At 66.0% G+C, this 20,278-nt stretch carries 23 protein-coding genes; 8 read left to right on the top strand and 15 right to left on the bottom strand.

The genetic code is table 11. From position 1 onward, the window contains the following. Positions 1–339: phasin family protein (locus tag EPO55_RS01120; RefSeq protein WP_296334536.1), on the bottom strand; the 339-nt coding region annotated here is incomplete at its 3' end. 276 nt (positions 340–615) lie between these two features. On the opposite strand from EPO55_RS01120, the gene EPO55_RS01115 reads away from it, so the two are divergent. Together EPO55_RS01115 and EPO55_RS01110 are read left to right on the top strand one after the other, a co-directional pair. Beyond that, positions 616–2,070: a wax ester/triacylglycerol synthase family O-acyltransferase gene (locus EPO55_RS01115; RefSeq protein WP_296334535.1), complete on the top strand. Its 1,455-nt coding sequence runs from the start codon at positions 616–618 to the stop codon at positions 2,068–2,070. Between the two features lie 57 nt (positions 2,071–2,127). Further along, positions 2,128–2,904: an alpha/beta fold hydrolase gene (locus EPO55_RS01110; protein WP_296334534.1), complete on the top strand. Its 777-nt coding sequence runs from the start codon at positions 2,128–2,130 to the stop codon at positions 2,902–2,904. Positions 2,905–2,917: 13 nt separating this feature from the next. Here EPO55_RS01110 and phaP read toward each other — a convergent pair whose 3' ends face one another. The 4 genes from phaP to EPO55_RS01090 all read right to left on the bottom strand — a co-directional run bounded on the left by phaP (position 2,918) and on the right by EPO55_RS01090 (position 8,537). After that, positions 2,918–3,343, bottom strand: a complete 426-nt coding sequence (phaP, locus tag EPO55_RS01105; protein ID WP_296334533.1) for a TIGR01841 family phasin — start codon at positions 3,341–3,343, stop codon at positions 2,918–2,920. A 16-nt stretch (positions 3,344–3,359) separates the two neighbouring features. After that, on the bottom strand, positions 3,360–4,589 hold the full coding sequence (locus EPO55_RS01100; protein WP_296334538.1) for a DUF445 family protein: 1,230 nt from the start codon (positions 4,587–4,589) through the stop codon (positions 3,360–3,362). A gap of 26 nt (positions 4,590–4,615) precedes the next feature. Next, positions 4,616–7,816 carry a cytochrome P450 gene (locus EPO55_RS01095; RefSeq protein ID WP_296334532.1) on the bottom strand — a complete coding sequence of 1,067 codons (3,201 nt, stop codon included), beginning with the start codon at positions 7,814–7,816 and terminating at the stop codon, positions 4,616–4,618. 76 nt (positions 7,817–7,892) lie between these two features. Beyond that, positions 7,893–8,537, bottom strand: a complete 645-nt coding sequence (locus EPO55_RS01090) for a DUF433 domain-containing protein (RefSeq protein WP_296334531.1) — start codon at positions 8,535–8,537, stop codon at positions 7,893–7,895. An 83-nt stretch (positions 8,538–8,620) separates the two neighbouring features. Between EPO55_RS01090 and EPO55_RS01085 the strand changes: the two genes are divergently transcribed. From EPO55_RS01085 to EPO55_RS01075, 3 genes are all read left to right on the top strand, one after another. Then, positions 8,621–9,511 carry an NAD(P)-dependent oxidoreductase gene (locus tag EPO55_RS01085; RefSeq protein ID WP_296334530.1) on the top strand — a complete coding sequence of 297 codons (891 nt, stop codon included), beginning with the start codon at positions 8,621–8,623 and terminating at the stop codon, positions 9,509–9,511. 4 nt (positions 9,512–9,515) lie between these two features. Continuing rightward, positions 9,516–9,728, top strand: coding sequence for a hypothetical protein (locus EPO55_RS01080; RefSeq protein ID WP_296334529.1), 213 nt, complete (start codon positions 9,516–9,518; stop codon positions 9,726–9,728). Between the two features lie 96 nt (positions 9,729–9,824). Then, positions 9,825–10,079, top strand: coding sequence for a hypothetical protein (locus EPO55_RS01075; RefSeq protein WP_296334528.1), 255 nt, complete (start codon positions 9,825–9,827; stop codon positions 10,077–10,079). A 155-nt stretch (positions 10,080–10,234) separates the two neighbouring features. Here the strand turns inward: EPO55_RS01075 and EPO55_RS01070 are convergent, their stop codons facing one another. From EPO55_RS01070 to EPO55_RS01050, 5 genes are all read right to left on the bottom strand, one after another. Further along, a complete protein-coding gene (locus EPO55_RS01070; protein WP_296334527.1) occupies positions 10,235–10,831 on the bottom strand; it encodes an alpha/beta hydrolase in 597 nt (198 codons plus the stop codon). A gap of 2 nt (positions 10,832–10,833) precedes the next feature. Further along, positions 10,834–11,481, bottom strand: a complete 648-nt coding sequence (locus EPO55_RS01065) for a glutathione S-transferase family protein (protein ID WP_296334526.1) — start codon at positions 11,479–11,481, stop codon at positions 10,834–10,836. Positions 11,482–11,550: 69 nt separating this feature from the next. After that, the gene (locus tag EPO55_RS01060; RefSeq protein ID WP_296334525.1) at positions 11,551–12,807 is read right to left on the bottom strand and encodes an Nramp family divalent metal transporter; all 1,257 of its coding nucleotides are present in this window, start codon (positions 12,805–12,807) and stop codon (positions 11,551–11,553) included. Beyond that, positions 12,804–13,604, bottom strand: a complete 801-nt coding sequence (locus tag EPO55_RS01055) for a phosphodiesterase (protein ID WP_296334524.1) — start codon at positions 13,602–13,604, stop codon at positions 12,804–12,806. The genes EPO55_RS01060 and EPO55_RS01055 overlap by 4 nt, the downstream gene beginning before the upstream one ends. Before the next feature lie 2 nt (positions 13,605–13,606). Then, entirely contained in the window at positions 13,607–13,975 is a 369-nt protein-coding gene (locus tag EPO55_RS01050; RefSeq protein WP_296334523.1) for a hypothetical protein, read from the bottom strand. A 40-nt stretch (positions 13,976–14,015) separates the two neighbouring features. Here EPO55_RS01050 and EPO55_RS01045 point away from each other — a divergent pair, with 40 nt between their 5' ends. Further along, positions 14,016–14,816, top strand: coding sequence for a hypothetical protein (locus EPO55_RS01045; protein ID WP_296334522.1), 801 nt, complete (start codon positions 14,016–14,018; stop codon positions 14,814–14,816). A 12-nt stretch (positions 14,817–14,828) separates the two neighbouring features. On the opposite strand, the gene EPO55_RS01040 is transcribed toward EPO55_RS01045, so the two are convergent. After that, positions 14,829–15,881: a nitronate monooxygenase gene (locus EPO55_RS01040; protein WP_296334537.1), complete on the bottom strand. Its 1,053-nt coding sequence runs from the start codon at positions 15,879–15,881 to the stop codon at positions 14,829–14,831. A gap of 70 nt (positions 15,882–15,951) precedes the next feature. Here EPO55_RS01040 and EPO55_RS01035 point away from each other — a divergent pair, with 70 nt between their 5' ends. Further along, positions 15,952–16,443, top strand: coding sequence for an ATP-binding protein (locus EPO55_RS01035; protein ID WP_296334521.1), 492 nt, complete (start codon positions 15,952–15,954; stop codon positions 16,441–16,443). A gap of 98 nt (positions 16,444–16,541) precedes the next feature. Beyond that, positions 16,542–16,820 (top strand): acyl carrier protein, encoded by a 279-nt coding sequence (acpP, locus tag EPO55_RS01030; RefSeq protein WP_296334520.1) that lies wholly within the window; start codon positions 16,542–16,544, stop codon positions 16,818–16,820. A gap of 36 nt (positions 16,821–16,856) precedes the next feature. Here the strand turns inward: acpP and EPO55_RS01025 are convergent, their stop codons facing one another. From EPO55_RS01025 to EPO55_RS01010, 4 genes are all read right to left on the bottom strand, one after another. Beyond that, a complete protein-coding gene (locus EPO55_RS01025) occupies positions 16,857–17,195 on the bottom strand; it encodes a hypothetical protein (protein ID WP_296334519.1) in 339 nt (112 codons plus the stop codon). 42 nt (positions 17,196–17,237) lie between these two features. Then, positions 17,238–17,942 (bottom strand): carbonic anhydrase, encoded by a 705-nt coding sequence (locus tag EPO55_RS01020; RefSeq protein ID WP_296334518.1) that lies wholly within the window; start codon positions 17,940–17,942, stop codon positions 17,238–17,240. Between the two features lie 233 nt (positions 17,943–18,175). After that, positions 18,176–19,804, bottom strand: coding sequence for an NAD+ synthase (locus EPO55_RS01015; protein ID WP_296334517.1), 1,629 nt, complete (start codon positions 19,802–19,804; stop codon positions 18,176–18,178). Between the two features lie 74 nt (positions 19,805–19,878). Next, the gene (locus EPO55_RS01010) at positions 19,879–20,145 is read right to left on the bottom strand and encodes a hypothetical protein (RefSeq protein WP_296334516.1); all 267 of its coding nucleotides are present in this window, start codon (positions 20,143–20,145) and stop codon (positions 19,879–19,881) included. Positions 20,146–20,278: the final 133 nt, after the last annotated feature.

The following is a 20,278-nucleotide window of genomic DNA, read 5'->3' as shown; positions in this document are numbered from 1 at the left end:
CAGGCGGCCGCGCCAGTACTTGGCCGAGACGTCGAACGCCTCGATCGGCGACTTGGCGGCGAAGAAGGCGTTCAGCGCGGCGAAGCCGGCGTCGGTGTCTTCCTTGGCGACCTCGAGAAGCTTGAGGCTGGCCTTGGTGGCGCCGTCACGAGCCTGGTTGAGTTGGCTGTTCAGCTCTTCCGACGCGGTCTGCGCGGCTTTGCTGATCTGCTCGAAGCCTTCGGTCGCCTTGCGGACGCCGATCTGGGCGAACTCGCGGACGCGCTCGCCGGCGGCCTTGGTGGTTTCGGTGGCGTGCTCGATCACGGTGTCGAGCGCGGCGGTGTTGGTCGTGGTCATGTGTAAGTCCTGCCGTTGTGTTGTAGTTCGAATGGTCGAGCCCCGAGGGGTCTCCCCCCGTGCCTCTTGGGCGATATATGGGGTCGCCATGGTGCGTTGCAACATGAATTTGTGCGCTGCGAGAGGAAATATTGATTATTTAATAATATCAATACGTTAGAGCTCTGTTAGCCGTACTCGGTACCCTCCGGCGAACCGGTCGGCTTGCCTCCGATGGTCCGGGCGGAGGACAAATCGACCAACGAACGAAGCAAGAGTGGGTTGCGGGAGAACGCCATGGCGCAGCAGCAGCTGTCGGGCATCGACGCGTCGTTTCTTTATCTCGAGACACCCGAGACGCCGATGCATGTGGCGGGCCTCACCTATTTCGAGCTGCCCCCGGGCTTCGAGGGCAGCTTCTACCAGCACTTCCGCAAGTTCTTCGAAGGCCGGCTGCATACCATCCCGATCTTTTCAAAGCGGCTGGCGCCGTCACTCTACGATCTGGATCATCCCGGCTGGGTCGACGAGGACACGGTCGACCTCGACTACCATCTGCGCGAGACAACGCTGCCCGCGCCGGGTTCAGAGGCCCAGCTCGAAGAGGTGATCTCCCGGCTGCACGCCAACACGCTCGATCGCAGCCGACCGCTCTGGCAGTTCTATGTCATCACCGGCCTCGCCAATGGCCAGGGCGTTCTCTACTCCAAGGTCCATCACGCCGCCGTCGATGGCGGCGCCGGCATGGCGATCAACAAGGCGCTCTACGACGTGACCGCGGTGCCGCGCGATGTGGCGCCCCCGCCACCCAAGGCGGCCAGCAACGCGACGGCACCCAGTGCGCCGATCGCCGTCGATCCGGTGAAGGGCCTGGCCGACATCATGGGCAACATGATGCGCCAGCAGCTCAAGATGTGGGAGGCGGCGCCACAGATCCTGAATTCGATGACCAGCGCCTTCCTGGCCAAGCCCGGCGAGATGCCCAAGGCGCTCGGCACGCTACAGAGCCTGATCGCCCAGCTGCCGACCCTGAATGCGCCGAAGACTCCGTTCAACGCCACCATCACCCGCGAGCGCAGCTATGCCGCACGCACCATCTCGCTGGCCGACGCCAAGGCGGTCGCCAAGGCGAGCGGCGCCAAGCTGAACGACGTCGTGCTCGCGGTCTGCGGCGGCGCGTTGCGCCGCTATCTCGAGGAGAAGGGTCAACTCCCTGACAAGCCGCTGATCGCCGGCGTGCCCATCAGCCTGCGCGAGCCTGGTGACACGCGACAGAACAACCAGGTCTCGGGCATGCTCTGCCAGATCGCGACCGACATCGCCGATCCGGCGGAGCGCCTGCAGGCGATCCTGAAATCCTCGTCGGAAGCCAAGCAGATTGCCGGCACTTTCCGCGATGCTGTCCCGCAGGATTTCGCCTTCGTCGGCGCGCCGATCCTGCTGCAGCTCATGATGCTGGTCTACGGTCGCAGCGGTCTCGCAGACAAACTTCCGATGCCGATGAACGTCACCATCTCCAACGTGCCCGGCCCGCCCATGCCCCTCTACTGCGCCGGCGCCAAGGTGACGGCGCTGCACCCGGTGTCGATCCCGGCTCATGGCGCGGCGCTCAACATCACCGTCCAGAGCTACATGGATGCTCTCAACTTCGGCCTCACCGCCGACCGACGCGCCGTGCCCGACGTCGGCCTGCTCGGCGACTATCTGATCGAGGCGGCCGACGAGCTGACGAAAGCTGTCGCAACCCCTTGATGCCCTTCCGCGTTGGCGCCATCTGTGAGAGGCTGGCCACAATAACAAGGAGGCCATATGTCGGCTGCCGTTGAAGCGTTGCGCCCCCCTTCGCGAACGCTCCTTTTGCTCGAAGGCCGTGCCCTGCAGGAGCTCGGTGCGTTCTGGATGCTCCGGCCCTGGCTTGCCGCCGCGCCGCGCGGCGACGGGCATCCGGTCCTGGTGCTTCCGGGCCTGCTGGCCAGCGACCTCTCGACGCAACCGCTCCGCAGTTTCCTGAAGTCGCACGGCTACGCCGCTCATGGCTGGAACCAGGGCCGCAATCTCGGCCTGCGTTCCGGTGTCGAGCGCAGCATGCTGGAACGAGTGGAGGAACTCTACGACCGCCACGGTGGTCGCAAGATCAGCCTGGTCGGCTGGAGCCTGGGCGGCATCTACGCCCGCCAGCTCGCCAAACGCGTGCCCGACAAGGTGCGCTCGGTGATCAGCCTCGGCAGCCCCTTCACCGGCAGCCCCAAGGCGACCAACGCCTGGCGGGTCTACGAACTCGCGTCGGGTCACCGGGTCGATGAAAGCGACCAACACATTGCCGGCCCGCTTTCCGAACCGCCGCCGGTACCGACGACCTCGATCTTCAGCCGTTCTGACGGCATCTGCGCCTGGCCGACCTGCCTCAACGAGGAGCGGGAGCAGGTCGAGAACATCGAAGTCTATGGCAGCCACTGCGGGCTCGGCCATCATCCGGCGGCGGTCTATGCCGTCGCCGACCGCCTCGCTCAAGCCGAAGGCCAGTGGAAGAAGTTCGACCGGTCGGGCTGGAAGAGCCTGATCTTCCCCGACTGGAAGCGGGCCTAGGTCTTCTTCTCGCCTAGGTCTTCTTCTCGATCGTCGATCGAATCTCCTCGTAGGATTCCTTCATTCGGTCCTGCACGATCTTGAAGGCCTCCGTGCTCGACTTCTGCATCAGCTCGGCGATGTCGCGGGTATTCGCGATCGCCGCCTCCATCGCCTTCTTGGCGAACTCGGCCTGCTTGGCCATCGCGTCCTGCGGCGAGCCACCCGGCTTGTAGGCCTGCGCCATCTCGGCCATGTCCTTCATCGCTGCCTCGAAGATCGTGCGCTGCTTCTGGGCAATCTCGCTGGCGCCACCCGCCATGGCCTGCCACGACTTGGTCATGGCCTCCAGATTCTTCTGCTGATGCTCCATGATCTTCGTCATGTCGAAGGACGGGACCTTGAGCTGCTCGCCGAACTTCTTGAACATATCCGTGAAGTTCTGTGCTGGGTCGGCCATGTGAACCTCCTGTCGGTTAGAGATACAGCTTCAACCCCTGCTCCAGCGCGTGCAAGGCCAATCCGGCCAGCCCGCCGATCATGGCACCATTGAAACGGATATATTGCAGATCCCGGCCCACCGTGAGTTCGATGCGGCCGATCAGCATGTCGATGTCCCAGGATTTCACCTGGTCGGCGATGAAGCGGCCAACGCCACTCTTCTGAGTCTGCACGAAGTCGGCAAGGACCCGTACCATGCCGCGGTTGATCTCGGCGCGGATCGCGGGATCGCGGGCGAGCTGCCCGCCGACGTCGACCAGCATGGCTTCGAGTTGCCGCCGGACCTGGCTATCGGGCGCTCGTGCATCCTTTTCGAGGAAGCTGCGCAGGCTCTCCCAAGCCCCCTCGGCAACGGCGGCGACCTCCGGCCGCGCCAGCAGGTCGCGCTTCAACCCTTCTGCGCGACGCGCGAATGAGTCCGAGGTGCGCAGGCGCTCGATGAAGCCTGTCACAAAACCGTCGAACTCCCGGCGCAGCGGGTGTTGCGGATCGACTCGCGCCTCCTGGATGAAGGCAGTGGTCGAGGCCACGATCTTGCGCAGCAGGTAGGCATCGGCGCGGTAGAGGTTGAACAGCGCCGGCAGTTCCTTGCGGATCTTCTCACGTAGCGCCGCCAGGGTCTCCTCGTTGGCCAGCACCTTCTCGAGTGCGCCCAGGAGCTCGTCGAGCAGGCGCTGGTGCCGGCCCTTCTCGGTGACCGCGCTCAGCAGACCCGCGGCGAGCGGCGCCAGCTCCACCCGTTCGAGTTCGGTCATGATGCGCTTGCCGAGGAAGCCCCGAAGGCCGGACTGGTCGATGGCCGACAGGGTCTGCGGCAGGAGCTGCAGAACGAAGCGCGCCAACGCAGCGCTGCGTTCGCGGTCGGAAAGCCAGTCGGCGACGAGGGCCGCAAAATCGACCTCGCGCAACCGTGCCTCGACCGGTTCGGGCGCCAGGAAATTGGTCTCGATGAACTCGCCCAGCGTATCGGCAATGCGCTGGTGATTGCGCGAGATGATGGCGGTATGCGGGATCGGCAGGCCGAGCGGCCGGCGGAATAACGCCACGACGGCATACCAGTCGGCGAGGCCGCCCACGGTCGCGGCCGCGGCGAAAGCCGCCACGTAACCCCAGGCCCAGTGCAAAGGCTCGTAATGACGGGCCACACCGAACAGGACGGCGGTGCACACCAGCAGAAGCGTCGCCGCGATCTTGATGCGACGCAGATCGCGGGCACGCTCCTGATCGCGGTTCAGCTGCTCGCCCACACGTCCAGCACGTAGCGGCCGTCGGCCGCCAGCTTGGCCATCCAGGCCTCGCCCGCCGCCTCGTCGTTGCCCGTCCTGTCACGATACATCGCCATCAGCGTCCGCTTCACGTCGGGCTCCATGCGGCCGCCGTCGCCGCAGACGTAGAGGATCGCGCCTTGCTCTATCAGCATCCACAGCGCCGCGGCCTGCTGCTTCAGGAGATCCTGCACATAGGCTTTCTTCCCGTCGTGGCGCGAGAATGCGACATGTAGTTGAACGATGCCGGCACCGGCGTGTTCCTTCAGCTCGTCGGCATAGATGAAATCCTGCGCCGGATGGCGGCAGCCGAAGAACAGCATCGCCGGTCCGAGCACGCGCCCCTGCGCCTTGAGCGCCGCGCGCTCGCGCAGGAAGCCGCGGAACGGCGCAAGCCCCGTCCCCGGTCCGATCATGACGATCGGCGCCGCGGGATCGACGGGCAGGCGGAAGCCGACCTTGGTTTCCTTCACGAAGGCCTGCACCGTGCCGCCTGCAGCCTGGCGGGCGAGATGGTTGGAACAGACGCCGTGATAGACGCCTGCACCGGCGCGTGCCGGGCCCTCGACCACAGCCACGGTGACCGAGCAGCGCGCGCCGTCGGCGACCGGCGAGGACGAAATCGAATAGTAGCGCAGCGTCATCAGCGGCAGCATCTCGAGAAATGTCGAGAACGGCAGCTCGCAGGCAGGATGCTCTTCCAGGAGATCGAGCACCGACTTGCGCTTGACCAGGACCTCCGCCCGGAAACAGTCCTCGTCGAGGAATGCTTCGAGTTTGGGCCGCGTGAAAGGACAGCGCGTGTGCTGCGCCATGGCCTGGATCTGCTTGCGCGTCGCGGGATGCTGCAGTTCGACGAAATCCGACAGCAGCCGGTGCACGGAAATCGCCTCGCCCACGGGGAGCGCCGCGCGGCGCCCCTCGGCGGCAGTCAGCAGGATATGCGCGCCGGGCGCGAAGCCGTAACGCCGGATCGCGCGTTCGACCAGGGCGGCGCCATTCTGCGGCACGATGCTGAGATGATCGCCGGCGCGATAGCTCACGCCATCGGGCAGCAGCACCTCGATATGGCGCGTGCTGCGGCCGGAACTGTCGGCATTCTGCAATTCGCGGTTGGCCAGCACACGCATCGGCAACGCGCCGGTGCCGCCGATGATCGGATTGGCCGGCGGCTTGTCGACCGGCAGCACGTCGTAGAGAGGTTCCTGCGGCTGAACCGAGTCGGCCTCGAGCTTGACGCCGAGCTTCTCGGCCACCGCCGGCAACATCGGCTCGTACCAGCCCTGGAAGTGACCATCGAGATCCTCGCGGGCATCGCCCTCTCCGCGCGGGAAGATCCGCTCCGCGCCTTTTTCGGCCATGAGTTCGTCGATCTGCCGCGGGATCGCCTGGTAGGTCGACGCCCAATCGCGGTTGCCGCAGCCGAACACGGTGTATCGCACGCCCTTCAGAGCGCCCGGCGCCGCTTCGCGCAGGTGCGCGATAAAATTTCCGGCGTTGTCCGGTGGGCCACCATTGTAGGAGGCGCAGACGATCGCGACCGCACCTTCAGCAGGCAGCGAACCGGCATGATCGTCGAGGGCGGCAAGTGTGGTGGCAAATCCGTTGGCCTCGCCCGCCTCGGCGATCGAGCGTGCGAGTTCCTCGGCCGTGCCCATGTTGGAGCCGAACAACACCGCGAGCTTCGTGCCGTGGCTCACCGCCGCCTTCCTGGGCGCGGCCTTCTTCGGCGCCGGCTTGGGCGCCGCAGCGGCCATGCCGGCGCCGCGGACGACATCGGGCCGCAGCCGCACGCGCATCACCAGTCCCTCGGGCTTTATGGTGAGCGACTCCTTGATCTTGAGCTGGTAGCGCGTGTGATCGACCAGCTTGAAGCGCTGCAGGATCATGCCCAGTACCAGGGTCGCCTCGGTCATGGCGAACTGGCGGCCGATGCACGCACGCTGGCCGTTGCCGAACGGCTTATAGGCGTGCGGCGGCATCTTGGCCTCACGCTCGGGCGCGAAGTTGTCGGGATTGAACACTTCCGCCTGCGGTCCCCACACCGACTTGTCGCGGTGAAGCATCGCCGTCAGCACGGTGACGAAGGTGCGCTTCTTGAGCTTGTAGTTATTGCCGATGGTTTCGTTCTGGTAGGGGTAGAGCCCGAACGCCGGCGCGGTCGGCCAAAGGCGCAGCGATTCCTTCAGGATCTGGCCGATATAGACCAGCCGGTTGACCTGCTGCGCCGTCGGCTTGGCGTTGACGTCGCGACCCAGCACGCGATCGACCTCCTCGTAGGCCTTCTGCAGCACGTGCGGATTGTTGAGCAGGAAGTAGACCGCGAAGCTCAGCATGCCGCTCGTGGTCTCGTGTCCCGCGATCAGGAAGGTGTTCATCTGGTAGCGGATATTGACGTCGTCCAGCCGTTCGCCGCTCTGCTTGTCGATGCCCGCCAGCATGAACCCCAGCAGGTCGGGTTTGGCCTGATCATCGGCCGGGATTTCTCGGCGCTCCTTGATGATGCGGTCGGCGATGCCGTTCATGAAGCCGACATCCTGCTCGAGCTTCTTGCGGCTCTTGCGCTGGGTGATGTCCTCCAGCGGCAGGCCGCGCATCTTCATCACCGCCTCGAGCGCACGCACCAGCGATTCGACGTAGGGATGGTTGTCGCTGCGATAGAACGAGTTGAAGCGGTAGTTGAAGCCGCACAGGCCGATCGTGTCGAGCGTGAGCGCGGTCATGTCGCGCACCACGTCGATCTCCTCGTCGGCGTTCAGCCGCTCCCACTTGGTGACGAGCTGGTCGGCGATGTCGAGCATGCCCTCGTGGTAGGTCTGCATCATGCGATGCGCGAAGGTCGGCAGCAGGATGTTGTGCGCCTTCTGCCAGTTGAGCTCCTGCGTCTCGGCGGTGAACAGGGCGTCGCCACCCAGCATGCGCACGCGGCGCAGCGAGCCGCGCACCGCCTTGTCGAAGCGCTTCTCGTCGCAGAGTTCGGCGACCAGATCGGCGCCCGACACGACGACCAGCGGCGTGCCCATCATGTCGAGCCAGAAGATCGGCCCCTGCTCGCGCGCGATCCGCATCAGGTCCTGGACCGGCGCCCCGCCATCGACGGTGAGCATGTTGCCGAGCACCGGCGTGCGCGGCGGATGCGGAATCGGATGCAGCTTGTTGCGCGCCATTTGGCGTTGTTCCTCCCGAGCCGGCCGTCTTCTGGCCCTCTCTATAGCAGGGCCTTCAGCGTCCGGTCAGCGGGTGCTACCCCGGGCGGCGGGCGGCCCGGGCGCGTCCGGTCGAGGCCGAGCCCGGCCCCTTGTTGAGACGGGCGAACATGCCGGCGAAGGCGATATCGTCGGCTTCCAGGGCGGGAAAGGCTGTCAGCATCTTCTTCGGTTCGGCACCACGCGCCAGGAGCGCACCGACCAGTCGGACACGGATGGCCGTGTCCTTGAACAGCATGTCGCCGGCCGGGCCACCGGTATCGCTCTCGACCCTCTGCCGCCCGCGGACGAAGACGCGCAGCCGCTCGATCGCGTCGCGTTCGGCGGCGCCGATATCGAGACTGACCATACCCTTGGAAATCGTGTCACCCTTGCGGACCCAGCCCTCGGCGCCGGGCCAGCCCTCGGCAAGCATGCGCGAGAGAGCGTTGCGGTCCTTGGGGCCGAGCTGGACCGGCAGCAGCTTGAGCAGGCGCAAATAGATCACGCCGCGCGCGCCGATCGCCACGCGCGACTTGTCGTCGAGCTCGACGCGAAAGAGGTCGACATAGATCTCGTTGCGCACGGTCTTGTCGGCCAGGCCGGCAATCGCGGCCGCTTCCTTGATCGAGAAGGTCTCGCCCTCGAGGCCGTGCGGCAGGCGCCGCGACCTCTGCTTCGTGGATTTCTTCTTTGCCGTCATTCCTCTCACCTTCCGCGCAGCAACATTAGGCGCGACCGATTTTGTCGTATAGTCCGCCGGCACACTCTCCTGGGGAGGAAACGATGAAGGTCGGATATATCGGCGTTGGCAACATGGGCGGGCCCATGTGCCGCAACATCATAAAGAAGAGCAACCACGCCGTCACCGTGTTCGACCTGAACCCGGCGGCGGTCAAGACCTGCACCGACCTCGGCGCCACGGCGGCCAAATCGGTGGCCGAGGCGACCAGGGGCGCCGATATCGTCATGACGTCCCTGCCCATGCCCCGGGACGTCGAGGCGGTGACCCTGGGCGATGGCGGTATCCTGGCCAACATCGGCAAGGGCCAGACCTACATCGATCTCAGCACCAACGCGCCCTCGATGGTGAAGAAGATCGGCGCCGCCTTCGCGGCCAAGGGCATCGCCATGCTCGACGCCCCGGTGAGCGGCGGCACCACGGGCGCCGAGGCCGCGACCATCGCCATCATGGTGGGCGGCGACAAGAAGGTGTTCGACGATGCCCTGCCGGTGTTGCAGTCGTTCAGCGCCAACGTGATCCACATGGGACCGCTGGGCAGCGGCACGGTGGCCAAGCTCTGCAACAACATGTTGTCGTTCTGCAACATGGCCGCGCTCTGCGAGAGCATGATGCTCGGCGCCACCTACGGCCTCGATCCCGAGAAGCTGCTGCACGTCATCGAAAATTCGAGCGGCAACTCCAACGCCATCAAGAATTTCACGGCGCGCGCGCTGGTCGGCCACTACTCGCCGCCCTCGTTCGCGCTCGACCTTGCCTACAAGGACCTGCATCTGGCGCTCGAACTGGGCGACGAGCTGGGTGTGCCGCTGCAGCAAGGTGCCGCGACGCACAATCTGCAGCGCCTGGCCAAGGGCATGGGTTGGGGGCCGGACGACAGCTCCTCGGTGCTCCGTGTCTACGAGACGATGCTGCGCCGCAAGGTCAAGCCGTGACGCCGTGACGACCCGGCGTGCGATCGTCAGCTCGCTGGCGGGTCTCCTGCTCGCTGGCGACGGTCGCGCCCAATCGGGACCTTGGGCCAACCTGCGCACGCCGGATCACTTCGCGCTGATCCGTCATGCGCTGGCCCCCGGGACCTACGATCCGCCGGGCTTCCGGATCGACGATTGCTCGACCCAGCGCACCCTCTCGGCCGAGGGCCGCGCCTAGGCGGTCCGCATCGGCGACCTGTTCCGGATCAACGGCATCGCCTCGGCCCGCGTTCTCTCCAGCCAGTGGTGCCGCTGCCTCGAGACCGCTACCCTGATGAAGCTGGGCGACGTCAGCCCCCAGCCGTTGCTGAACTCCTTCGCCCAGAACCGCGACCGCGCCGTCCAGCAGACCGCGGCGTTGTTTCCCTGGGTTGCCCAATTGGAGCTCGCCGGGCCGACGGTGCTGGTGACCCATCAGGTGGTGATCACGGCGCTGAGCGAGATTTTTCCCGGCAACGGCGAGATCGTGGTCGTGCGCCGCGAACCGGGGGGCCGCCTCGCGGTCGCGGGCCGGCTGGCCACTGCCTAGGGGTCGATTTTGGCACACCTCCTTGTGCCCCGCCGTGTCCCGCGGGCCGTGCCGAAAATCGCCATCAGCTCCTTGTTCCAACGGTCGAATCCCGATCTGACACGCTGTGCCACCGATGCCCGCCGCTTGGCGTCATGAGTGTCCGGAAAAGCGCGTCAGCCGAGATGCCGGGCGATCAGCGCCGCCACCAGATCCGGATGGGTCGCGGCGACGTCATGGTCGCCGCCAGGCACGACGTCGAGACGGGCGTTCGGGATCCGCGCTTCGAGATGCTGGCCGACCGCGACCGGGCTGATGGGATCGGCATCGCCCCAGATGAGCAAGGTCGGCGCCGCGATCTTCTCGACCGGAAGATCCGATGCCGCGGGCGAAGAGGTGATCCATTCGGCGGCGTTGGGAAAGGACTTGCGGTAGGCGGGCCGCCAGTCGGCGGCGCCGAGACCCGCCATGTTGACGCCCCCCGAAGTGACGCACAACACCAGTCGCCGCACGAGCTCGGGCCGCTCGATCGCGATCCTGGCGGCAACCACGCCGCCCATCGACTGAGCCACGAGATCGACGGGTTCGCTCATGCGCGCGAGCACCAGGGCCGCGATGTCGTCGAGGCCGCGCACAGCCGGGTCATGCGGCTGGTCGCCGAGCCCAGCCCAGCCGAAATGGTGCCACGGCCACTCGGCCGGCAGGAGCTTCGCGGCCGGCTTCCAGAAATCGGGCGAGCCGCCGGCACCCGGCAGGAACAGGATCTTCGCCATGGCTAGGTACTGAGTTCGGTTAGAAACGCCGGCAGCTTACGGCCGATCGAAAGCAGGTAGCGGCCCATGGCGCCCGCGACCTGGCGCACCGGCGGACGCGCGCCCATGCGCGCGCGCCACGCCTGCAACCGGGGATGCGCGTCGGACATCGGCGCGCCCATGCGGTCGCCGAAGAGCTGCGCCATGTAGAAGGCGATGTCGGCGTAGGAGTAGTTGCCGCCGAGCCATTCGCGGTCGCCAAGGGTGCGCTCCATCTCGTCGTAGAAGCGGGCGGCGGCCTCGTGGGCGCCTGGTGCCTTGGCGTCGCCCATCAGGCGAATGATGTGCGGGAAGTAGACTTCGTCCGACTTGTGCTCGAGCAGCCGCGCCCGGGCCCGCGCCTTGGGCTCGGCTGGCCACAACGCCGGCTCGGGCTTCAAGGTCTCGAGATATTCGAAGATCTGGGTCGAATCGAAGAGCTCGAGGTCGCCGTCAATGAGCACCGGCACCTGGCGCTTGGGATTGATGCGCAACACTTCGGGATGCTTGGGCTCGTAGAGCGTCTTCATCTCGAACGGCACCATGACCAGCTCGAAATCGACCCCCTTCTCGCGAAGGGCGATCTCGGCCTTGGCGCCGAACATGCTGAGCGGACCGGAATAAAGCTTCATACGAGCGACGCTAACATGACGTGCCGGCCGCGGCGCACGACGTATGCTAGGTCTCGATGGCAAGTCTTCTCATGCCATCAAAACGAACATCGCGACCGCGGCTGCCGCCATCACCGCCGTCGCCGTCCAGCCCAGCACGCGCTGGCCCAGCGTCGCCACGAAGGCGCCCATCTGCTTGGGCCGCGAGGCCACGACCAGCATCGCCGCCATCACCGGCACCGTGATAATACCGTTCAGGACGGCACTCCAGAACAGCGCCTTTATGGGATCGAGCGGCATGAAGTCGATGCCGACACCCAGCAGGATGGCGCCGCCCAGCACGGCGTAGAACGGCCCGGCTTCGCTGGGCTTCCGCTCCAGCCCGGTGCGCCAGCCGCGGACCTCGGCCACGGCATAGGCAGCCGAGCCCGCCAGCACCGGAATGGCCAGCAGGCCGGTCCCGATGATGCCGAGACTGAACAACATGAACGACCACTCGCCTGCGATCGGCTTCAGGGCCGCCGCCGCCTGCTCGGATGTCTGGATGTCGGTCTGGCCCGACGCATTCAGGGTCACCGCCGTGGTCAGGATGATGAAGAAGGCCACGAGATTGGAGAAGCCCATGCCCAGCCAGGTCTCCCAGCCGATGCGGGTGAGCTCGCGGTCGGCCTGCTCCGGGTGGTCGACCAGCGGCCCCGCCTCGGGATCGGCCTCCTCCTCCTCGACCTCCTCGGAACTCTGCCAGAAGAAGAGATAGGGGCTGATGGTGGTGCCGAACACCGCCACCACGAGGGTGAGCGACTCCGCGGTGATGGCGAAGCGTGGCAGCACGACGCCCTGCAGCACCGCCAGCCAGTCGATCTGGACGGTGAACACCACGCCGACATAGGCGAACAGCGAGAAGGTGAGCCACTTCAGGTAGCCGACATAGCGGTGGTAGGGCACGAACACGACGGCCAGCAGTGACACGATGGCGAAGCCGATGGTGTAGAAATGGCGGTTGCCGCCCAGCACGAGCTGGGCCGCCGCCCCCATGGCCGAAAGGTCGGCGCCGATATTGACGGTGTTGGCGATGAACAGGCAGGCCACCAGAAGGCCGACGAAGCGGCGGGGAAAGACTTCCGCCAGGTTGGCGGCGAGGCCGCGGCCGGTGACGCGGCCGATGCGGGCACTGATCGACTGCACCGCGACCATCAGCGGCCAGGTCAGCACCACCGTCCACAGCATGTTCAGGCCAAACTGGGCGCCGGCCTGCGAATAAGTGGCGATGCCGCTCGGATCGTCGTCGGCCGCGCCCGTGATGATGCCAGGGCCGACCCGCTTGAACAGATCCCCGAAGCGACTCACAGCTGCCGAAACGGCTTGGGCCCGTCGTAGTTCCCGACGTAGCTCGTGTGCGTGATCAGGCCGGTACCCTCACGCCACAGATGGAGTGCAATGGCGGGAGGCTCCATCATCATCGAGAGCGTCTCGACGGGGCGAAGATCGAGCGTCGCCTGGTGGGCGGTGCTGGATGCGGTCGAGGCCAAGGTGCCGGCCCAGCGCACCTGGATCGGACGATGGACGTGGCCTGCCATCACGCGCTCGACATTACCGTGGGCCCGCACAAGTTCTGACAGTCGCTGTCCGCCTTTGTTCAGACCCTCCCGATCGAGATAGCCGATGCCGCATTTGAACGGCGGGTGATGCATGAACAGCAGCGTCGGCCGGTCACTCTCCGCCAGCCGCGCTTCCAACCAATCCAACCGCTCGTCGCAGAGCTCGCCGTGGCCCTTGCCCTCGGCCAGCGTATCCAGCGCGATCAACCGTACGGGCAGGCCCTCGACGGCGTACTGGAGGAAACCGGCCGCCGGCAGGTAGCGGTGCTCGGGAAACGCCTGACGCATCGCATCCCGCGCATCGTGATTGCCGGGAATCAGGAACACCGGCATTTCCAGCGGCGCCAGCGCGCGCTTCAGGTTTGCATATTGCTCGGCCCCGCCGTCGTTCACCAGATCGCCGGTCGCCAGCACCACGTCCGGCCGCGGATCGAGCGCGTTCACGTGCGCCACGGCGCGCTCGAGGAAGCCCGTGGTGTCGACCCGGCCAAAGAGCAGCTCGCCCTCGCCTTTCAGGTGCATGTCGGTAATTTGCGCGATCAGCATGATCAACCTTCCTTTGCGCTGAGCGGCAGCGCCGCGAGATCGGGCGCAACAGCCTTGATGTCCTCGAAGAACAGGATGAAATAGCGCCCGACCAGTCGCTGCAACTGGGCACCGGGCTGTTCGTCGTTGTCCGCCAGGGTCATCTCCATCCCCGTGTTCGTCTGTACCCAAAGCACGGGATGACGAGGCCCCTCGGCAAACCCCTCGAACCCGACCAGGCCGAAGCCCACGGCGTCGCGCTTGCGGGCATGCCGCGCCAGCGCATTCTCCTGGGCGAGATCGCACAAGGCGAAGGCCAGTTTTCCCTTTGAACCGTCCGGCAGCGTCACGTCATATTCACGCGTCGCCAGGCGGCCGATGTCGTCGTTCACTACGCTCTCCCACGTCCCTGCTCTCAGCGAGATCATCCTCATGAACACAGAACCGGCCGTCAAAGACAACTGGGGCTGGCGGGCCCGGATCGGGATGTTCATCGTCGGCAGCGAAGCCGTGCCGGAGGCGGAATGGGGAGCGATGGCGCCCGGCGGCGTGTCGGTGCATGCCGCCCGCGTGACGGCGGGTGCGCCCTGGGCCCGCTGGCAGCCGAACAGGACCGGCGTCGATCTCGCGGACGATCTGCTGCGCGGCGCGAAACAGTTCGCCACCATGCGTCTCGCGGCCGTCGTGCTCGGCCACACCTCGAGCAGCGTGGTCGGCGGCAAAGGCTGGGACGAGGTCACGGCGGCGAGCCTTTCTGCAGTGCTGGGCGCCGGGGTGAAAATCACGACCAACGGCCTCGATACGCTGGCGGCGCTCAGGGCGTCCGGCGTGAAACGGCCGTTCCTGGTGCTGCCGCCGTGGTTTCCCGACGACACGGTGAAGGCCGCCGTCCGCTATTACACCGATCACGGCCTCGCGCCCGCCGCCGTCCATCGCGTCGATCCCGGCCGCAAGTGGCGAGACCTGCCGCCGAGCGATCTCGTGGGCCATGGCCTGGGCCTGGAACAGGAGATCGAGCCGCTCTATGCGCAGATCCGCGCCGCCTGTCCGCCCGCGGCCGATGGCATCCTGATCGCAGGCACCGGCTTTCGTTGCGTCGGCATTCTCGAGGCGCTGGAGCAGGACCTCAAGCGGCCGGTGGTCTCGGCCAACCAGGCGAGCCTCTGGCATTGCCTGCGGCTGTCGGGCGTCAAAACGCCGGTCCCGGGGTATGGCAACCTGCTCAGGCTGTGACAGACAAGGCGACTAGCGGACAGCCGCCAACTGGCCGCTCAACCGGCGCAGGATGGCGTCGGATCCGTCGTTGATCTCCCGCACGATTTCTGCAGCAGGCAGGACTTTCCTGACCAGGGCGACGCTCTGTCCCGCCCACATCGACAATGCCTCGATGGCGCCGGTCACACCGGCGACGGGCGTCGAGCCCCGATAGCGCACGACCTGTCTGCCGTTCGGCAGAGCCGCCAGCACATCGCCTTCCCCGGGCCGCTTGCCCGCCGGCGGCCGGCCCGCGGCCTCCCAGGCCATCACCGTGCTGTTGCGGAGCGCACGGTGCGGCGCAGCGGGCCAGGTCTCGATATCGAACAGATCTTCCAGGTAGGCCGTGTCGTTCTCGGTCGCCGCGAGGACACACGCCTGATACTCCGGATGGATCGCCGCTTCCCGGGCGGCCAGGAAGCGCGTCCCGATCCAGGCGCCGGCGGCGCCGAGGGCGAGCACGGCCGCCAACCCACGCGCGTCGGCGATGCCGCCGGCAGCCACCACGGGAACCGGCCCCACCGCATCCACCACAGCGGGAATGAGAGGCAGCGTTGCCACCGTTCCGCACACATGGCCTCCAGCTTCCCAGCCTTGTGCAACAACGATATCGACGCCGTTGTCCGCGGCCGCACGGGCGTCGCTCGCATTGCCGACGGTCTGGAGGACGACGGCGCCGCCCGCCTTGGCGCGCGCCACCAGCTTGCCGGGATCGTGCCAGAAGAATGAGATTGCGGGCGCGCCCTCTTCCAGGCAAGCCTCGAGCCGCTCCTCCTGCGGATAGGCCATGTTCAAGTTCACGGCGAACGGCCTGGACGTCAGCGTCCGCGTTTCGCGTATCTGGCGGCGCACGACGTCGATGTCGGCCAACCAGGGCGCCAGCGTTCCCAATCCGCCGGCATTGCTCACGGCTGCCGCGAGACGCGGGCCGGCAGCCAGGCCCATCGGGGCCAGAATGATCGGAACTTCGATGCCCAGCTTTTCGCACAGTACGGTTTTCATCGGTACCTCCCCTGACGGCTTTGGCGACCGCCTTGCGAACACACCAACACCTTGGAGCCTGTTGCACAATCAATCGTTTCTGCTCACGCTGTGAACCGGATTGCCGGCGGACATGTCCACCTCGCCACCGACCCTCTATCTCCTGTGCGGCAAGATCGCCGCGGGGAAATCCACGCTCGCCAAGCGTCTGGCGGCGCGCCCCGCCACCGTACTCATCAGTGAGGACCACTGGAATTCGACCCTGTTCCCCGACGAGATCAAGACCATCGATGACTACGCCCGGTATTCGAGCCGCGTCCGCGCCGCCATGGGGCCGCATGTCGTTGCGCTGCTGAAGGCGGGCCTGTCGGTGGTGCTGGATTTCCAGGCCAACACGCCGGCCGTCCGCCGCTGGATGCGGACGCTGATCGACGGTTCAGACGCCGCCCATGAGCTGCACTTCCTCGATATCCCGGACGATACCTGCAAGCGCCGGCTGCGCGAGCGCAACCTCAGGGGCGAGCATCCCTACCAGGCGAGCGATGCCGACTACGAGCTCTTCACGCGCCACTTCGTCCCACCGTCGGCCGACGAGAGGTTCAACGTGATCATTTACACGGCGTGACGGCGAAACTGCCGACCTGACATAGAATTGCCGCCATCGTGGCGACAATCGTCCCGGCGGCAAGAGGCCGGTCAAGCCATGGACTGTGGAGGTGTTCAATGCCCAACACCTTGGAACGCGTGAAGAGGATCGTCGACGAGCATCTCGGCTCGGCGCGCGGCCCGATCAGCGAACGGTCGCGGTTCGCCGAAGACCTCGGCGCCGACAGCCTCGATACGGTCGAACTGGCCATGGCGTTCGAGGACGCCTTCGGGGTCGAAATCTCCGACGCCAAGGCCAGGCAGCTCCTGACCGTGGGCGAGGCCGTGGCCTACATCGACAGCCTGCCCCGGATCACCAGGAAGCCAAAGCGAACCCGCTTGCGCCGACGGGCCTAACCGGCTTTCACCCCATGCACCTGCGGTCTGCGACGATCAAAGGCCGTCTTCGGGTTCTTCGGGCAGCCCGGGAGCCGGCGGCGTGAACTTCTTGCGCCGCAGGAGATTCTCCATGGTCGAAATTCCCTCGGCGTAGAGGCCCCGGCTGCAATCGACCTCGGCGTCGATACGGGTGTGATTGCGGCGACCGTCGGAGTCGTTGCTGCGGCCCACGGCATGACGATCGTAGTAGGCGATGAGCTGCGAGCAGCGCGCTTTGAGTTGCGCCGTGGTCTGAGGAGCGGTCTGGGCGACAACGGGCGTCGAGGCGCCCGCCGCGGCCTCGATCACGAGCGCGAGAGCAGACAGCAGAACCAGCCGCCGGGGGCGTTTCATCTGCCCCGAGCAGCGTTCATTGCTGGCAATGAAGCCAAGCCCCTAGACCGGAACAACCTTGCCGGTGGCCAGATCGTAGTAGGCGCCAACGACCTTGAGCTTACCGGCGGCAACCGCTTCTCCAAGAATGGGCTTCTCGGCCTGCAGCCGGCGCACCTGGGCTTGCACGTTGGCGACAACGGCACGCTGCGCCATATCCGGTCCGGCCGCCTTCACGACAGGCTCGATGGCGGGCTTCATGGCCGTCACCAGGCCGGCGATATGGCCGGGCAGCGTGTTGCCCTGCTGAAGGGCGCCGACCGTCGCGTTGATCGCGCCGCAGTTGTTGTGTCCCAGGACCATGATCACCTTGGTGCCCAGCACCGCGACGCCATACTCGAGGCTGCCCAGCCCGTCGGGCGTCACGAAATTTCCGGCGACACGCACGACGAACAATTCGCCGGGCCCCTGGTCGAACGCGAGTTCGGGCGCCACTCTTGCATCCGCACAGCCCAATATGGCGGCAAACGGAACCTGGCCTTGAGTACGGGCGACGCGGCCCGCCGAAAAGTCGCGCTCGTTCATTTTTCCGGCGACGTAGCGTGCGTTGCCTTCCATCAGGCGGGCGAGCGCGGCATCAGGAGTGTCGGCGGACCGCACCAACTGGGCTTGTACCTCGGCAGCCGCGGCGGTCACCGCCAAGGCGCCGATCCCTGCCGAGAAAAGATGGCGGCGCGAAAGACCGGTTGAATCGCAGACGTTACACATACGCATCCCTCCCGAGGTTGCCGGGAGGTTACAGGCGAACCGTTGGGACGCAACTTCGAAAAATTCCACGCAATTTTTATGTTCTTCAAGAACGCGCAGGACGCGCTGCCGAACCTCTTCCGGTGCTGTCTCGAAGTAGACGATCGAGCAATCCTGCTAGTTGTCGCAAAGATCCCTCGCTACGCTCGGGATGACAAAAGTCCTGTCATCCCGAGCGTAGCGAGGGATCCTTTTCATCCGCGAAACCCATTCACGATCGGATAGCGGCGTTCGCGGCTGATCAACCGCGAGGTGATCTTCACCCCAGGCGGCGCTTGCCGACGCTTGTATTCGGCGCCTTCGAGCAGGCGCCAGACACGATTGACGGTGGCGAGGTCGTGGCCTTCGGCGGCCAGCGCCGTGGCGTCGAGGTCGCGCTCGATCAGGCCCTTCAGGATGGCGTCGAGCACCGGATAGGGCGGCAGCGAATCGGAGTCCTTCTGGTCGGGCCTGAGTTCGGCCGACGGCGGCTTGGTGAGGATGCGCTCGGGGATCACCCTGCCCTGCCGGTTGCGCCACTTGCAGAGCTCGAACACCGTGGTCTTGTAGACGTCCTTCAGCACATTGTAGCCGCCGTTCATGTCGCCATAGAGCGTAGCGTAGCCCATCGCCATTTCCGACTTGTTGCCGGTCGTCAGCACCATGCCGCCCAACTTGTTCGACACCGCCATCAGCGTGACGCCGCGGGCGCGGCTCTGGATGTTCTCCTCGGTGACATCTTCCTTCCGGTTACCGAACAGCGGCTGCAGCATGGCGCGGAACGCCTTCATCGCGGGCTCGATGCTCACGGTGTCGTACTTGATGCCGATCGCTTTCGCGCAGGCCTCGGCGTCCTCGAGCGACTCCCGGCTGGTGTAGGGCGACGGCATCATGATGGCGTGCACGCGCGCGGCCCCCAGCGCATCGGCCGCCACCGCCGCCGTCAGCGCCGAATCGACGCCGCCCGACAGGCCGATCACCACCGAGGGGAAGCCTGTCTTGTTCACATAGTCGCGCAGGCCCAGCACCATCGCCTGATAGATCGATTCGATGCTGTTGAGCTCCGGGGCGATCGGCCCGGGCTGGCACTCCCAGCCTTTCCCGTTGCGACGGAACTCGACGGTGGCGACCTCCTCTCGAAACGAGGCGAGCTTGGCCTTGAGCCTACGGTCGGCGCCCAGCGCAAACGAGCCGCCGTCGTAGATCACCTCGTCCTGGCCGCCGACCTGGTTGAGATAGACGAACGGCAGGCCGCTTTCGACCACGCGCTGCACACCGAGCTGGACGCGAACATCGGTCTTGCCGACTTCATAGGGCGAGGCATTGGGCACCAGCAGGATTTCACCGCCGGTCTCGGCGATGCATTCGACGACATCGGCGGTCCACACATCCTCGCAGATCGGCACGCCGATACGCACGCCCCTATAGACCAGCGGCCCCGGCATCGGACCCGGCGTGAAGACGCGCTTGTCGTCGAACACACCGTAGTTCGGCAGGTCGACCTTGTAGCGCTTGCCGATGATCTCGCCTTTGTCGAGGGCGACAATGGCGTTGTAGAGCTTGTCGTCCTCACGCCACGGCGTGGCAACGAACAATGCCGGCCCGCCGTCCCGCGTGTCGGCACGTAGCGCCTCGACCGCCTCGTGGCAGGCCTTCTGGAAGGCGGGCTTCAGCACCAGGTCCTCGGGAAAATATCCGGCGAGGACGAGTTCGGTCGTCAGCACGAGGTCGGCACCCTGCTTTGCCGCCTCGGCGCGCGCGGCGCGAACCTTGGCGAGGTTGCCGGAGACGTCGCCGACCTTGGGATTGAGCTGGGCGAGGCCGACCTTCAGGGAGTCTGTCATTTACGGGCGATATTGACGGGTTTCGTTTTGGCGTCACAGCGAAGATTGTTCATGTCTCGTCGTCGCTACGCGCATCAAGAATGAGGGTCGGTCTCGACGAGGAAATGCTCAAGCGCCTCGAAATTCGTCGCGTACCCCTTGAGACGGGCATAGGCGGCGAACTTGTGCGGATCGACGTGCATCTCGCGGACGATGTGGCCGAGACGGCGTTCTTCCAGGCTGCGCTTCCTGAAGCGTTCGGCCCATTCATGGTGGGTAGACGGCGCCTCTGCGATGAGCGCCCGGAGGGCGTCGTAGTCATGCCAGGCGACGAGCGGAACGCGGAAGATGTCTTTCGTCATGAGGGCTCCCCCTGGGGCGGATGGGACGCCAGTGCTCTGCGCGTCACAGTATATGGCGGCCGCAACAGGGCAGAGTTGATCCTGATCATTCCCGACGCTTTCGCCAGTGGGTCGGCCCGAGCGGACTGCCGAC

Origin of the sequence: Reyranella sp., from assembly GCF_004296935.1 — a bacterium.
Taxonomy (GTDB): Bacteria; Pseudomonadota; Alphaproteobacteria; order Reyranellales; family Reyranellaceae; genus Reyranella.
Note: the sequence above shows the minus strand (reverse complement) of the source record. Positions and strands in the feature narration are given on the sequence as shown.

What these genes read in the sequence shown, in the direction of transcription:
- phaP (WP_296334533.1), bottom strand. Translation starts at nt 3,343, where the DNA reads ATGGCCGACCCAGCACAGAACTTCACGGATATGTTCAAGAAGTTCGGC.
- EPO55_RS01110 (WP_296334534.1), top strand. Translation starts at nt 2,128, where the DNA reads ATGTCGGCTGCCGTTGAAGCGTTGCGCCCCCCTTCGCGAACGCTCCTT.
- EPO55_RS01035 (WP_296334521.1), top strand. Translation starts at nt 15,952, where the DNA reads ATGTCCACCTCGCCACCGACCCTCTATCTCCTGTGCGGCAAGATCGCC.
- EPO55_RS01090 (WP_296334531.1), bottom strand. Translation starts at nt 8,537, where the DNA reads ATGACGGCAAAGAAGAAATCCACGAAGCAGAGGTCGCGGCGCCTGCCG.
- EPO55_RS01075 (WP_296334528.1), top strand. Translation starts at nt 9,825, where the DNA reads ATGAAGCTGGGCGACGTCAGCCCCCAGCCGTTGCTGAACTCCTTCGCC.
- EPO55_RS01020 (WP_296334518.1), bottom strand. Translation starts at nt 17,942, where the DNA reads ATGTGTAACGTCTGCGATTCAACCGGTCTTTCGCGCCGCCATCTTTTC.
- EPO55_RS01015 (WP_296334517.1), bottom strand. Translation starts at nt 19,804, where the DNA reads ATGACAGACTCCCTGAAGGTCGGCCTCGCCCAGCTCAATCCCAAGGTC.
- EPO55_RS01045 (WP_296334522.1), top strand. Translation starts at nt 14,016, where the DNA reads ATGAACACAGAACCGGCCGTCAAAGACAACTGGGGCTGGCGGGCCCGG.
- EPO55_RS01070 (WP_296334527.1), bottom strand. Translation starts at nt 10,831, where the DNA reads ATGGCGAAGATCCTGTTCCTGCCGGGTGCCGGCGGCTCGCCCGATTTC.
- EPO55_RS01085 (WP_296334530.1), top strand. Translation starts at nt 8,621, where the DNA reads ATGAAGGTCGGATATATCGGCGTTGGCAACATGGGCGGGCCCATGTGC.
- EPO55_RS01115 (WP_296334535.1), top strand. Translation starts at nt 616, where the DNA reads ATGGCGCAGCAGCAGCTGTCGGGCATCGACGCGTCGTTTCTTTATCTC.
- EPO55_RS01065 (WP_296334526.1), bottom strand. Translation starts at nt 11,481, where the DNA reads ATGAAGCTTTATTCCGGTCCGCTCAGCATGTTCGGCGCCAAGGCCGAG.
- EPO55_RS01055 (WP_296334524.1), bottom strand. Translation starts at nt 13,604, where the DNA reads ATGCTGATCGCGCAAATTACCGACATGCACCTGAAAGGCGAGGGCGAG.
- EPO55_RS01095 (WP_296334532.1), bottom strand. Translation starts at nt 7,816, where the DNA reads ATGGCGCGCAACAAGCTGCATCCGATTCCGCATCCGCCGCGCACGCCG.
- EPO55_RS01025 (WP_296334519.1), bottom strand. Translation starts at nt 17,195, where the DNA reads ATGAAACGCCCCCGGCGGCTGGTTCTGCTGTCTGCTCTCGCGCTCGTG.
- EPO55_RS01010 (WP_296334516.1), bottom strand. Translation starts at nt 20,145, where the DNA reads ATGACGAAAGACATCTTCCGCGTTCCGCTCGTCGCCTGGCATGACTAC.
- acpP (WP_296334520.1), top strand. Translation starts at nt 16,542, where the DNA reads ATGCCCAACACCTTGGAACGCGTGAAGAGGATCGTCGACGAGCATCTC.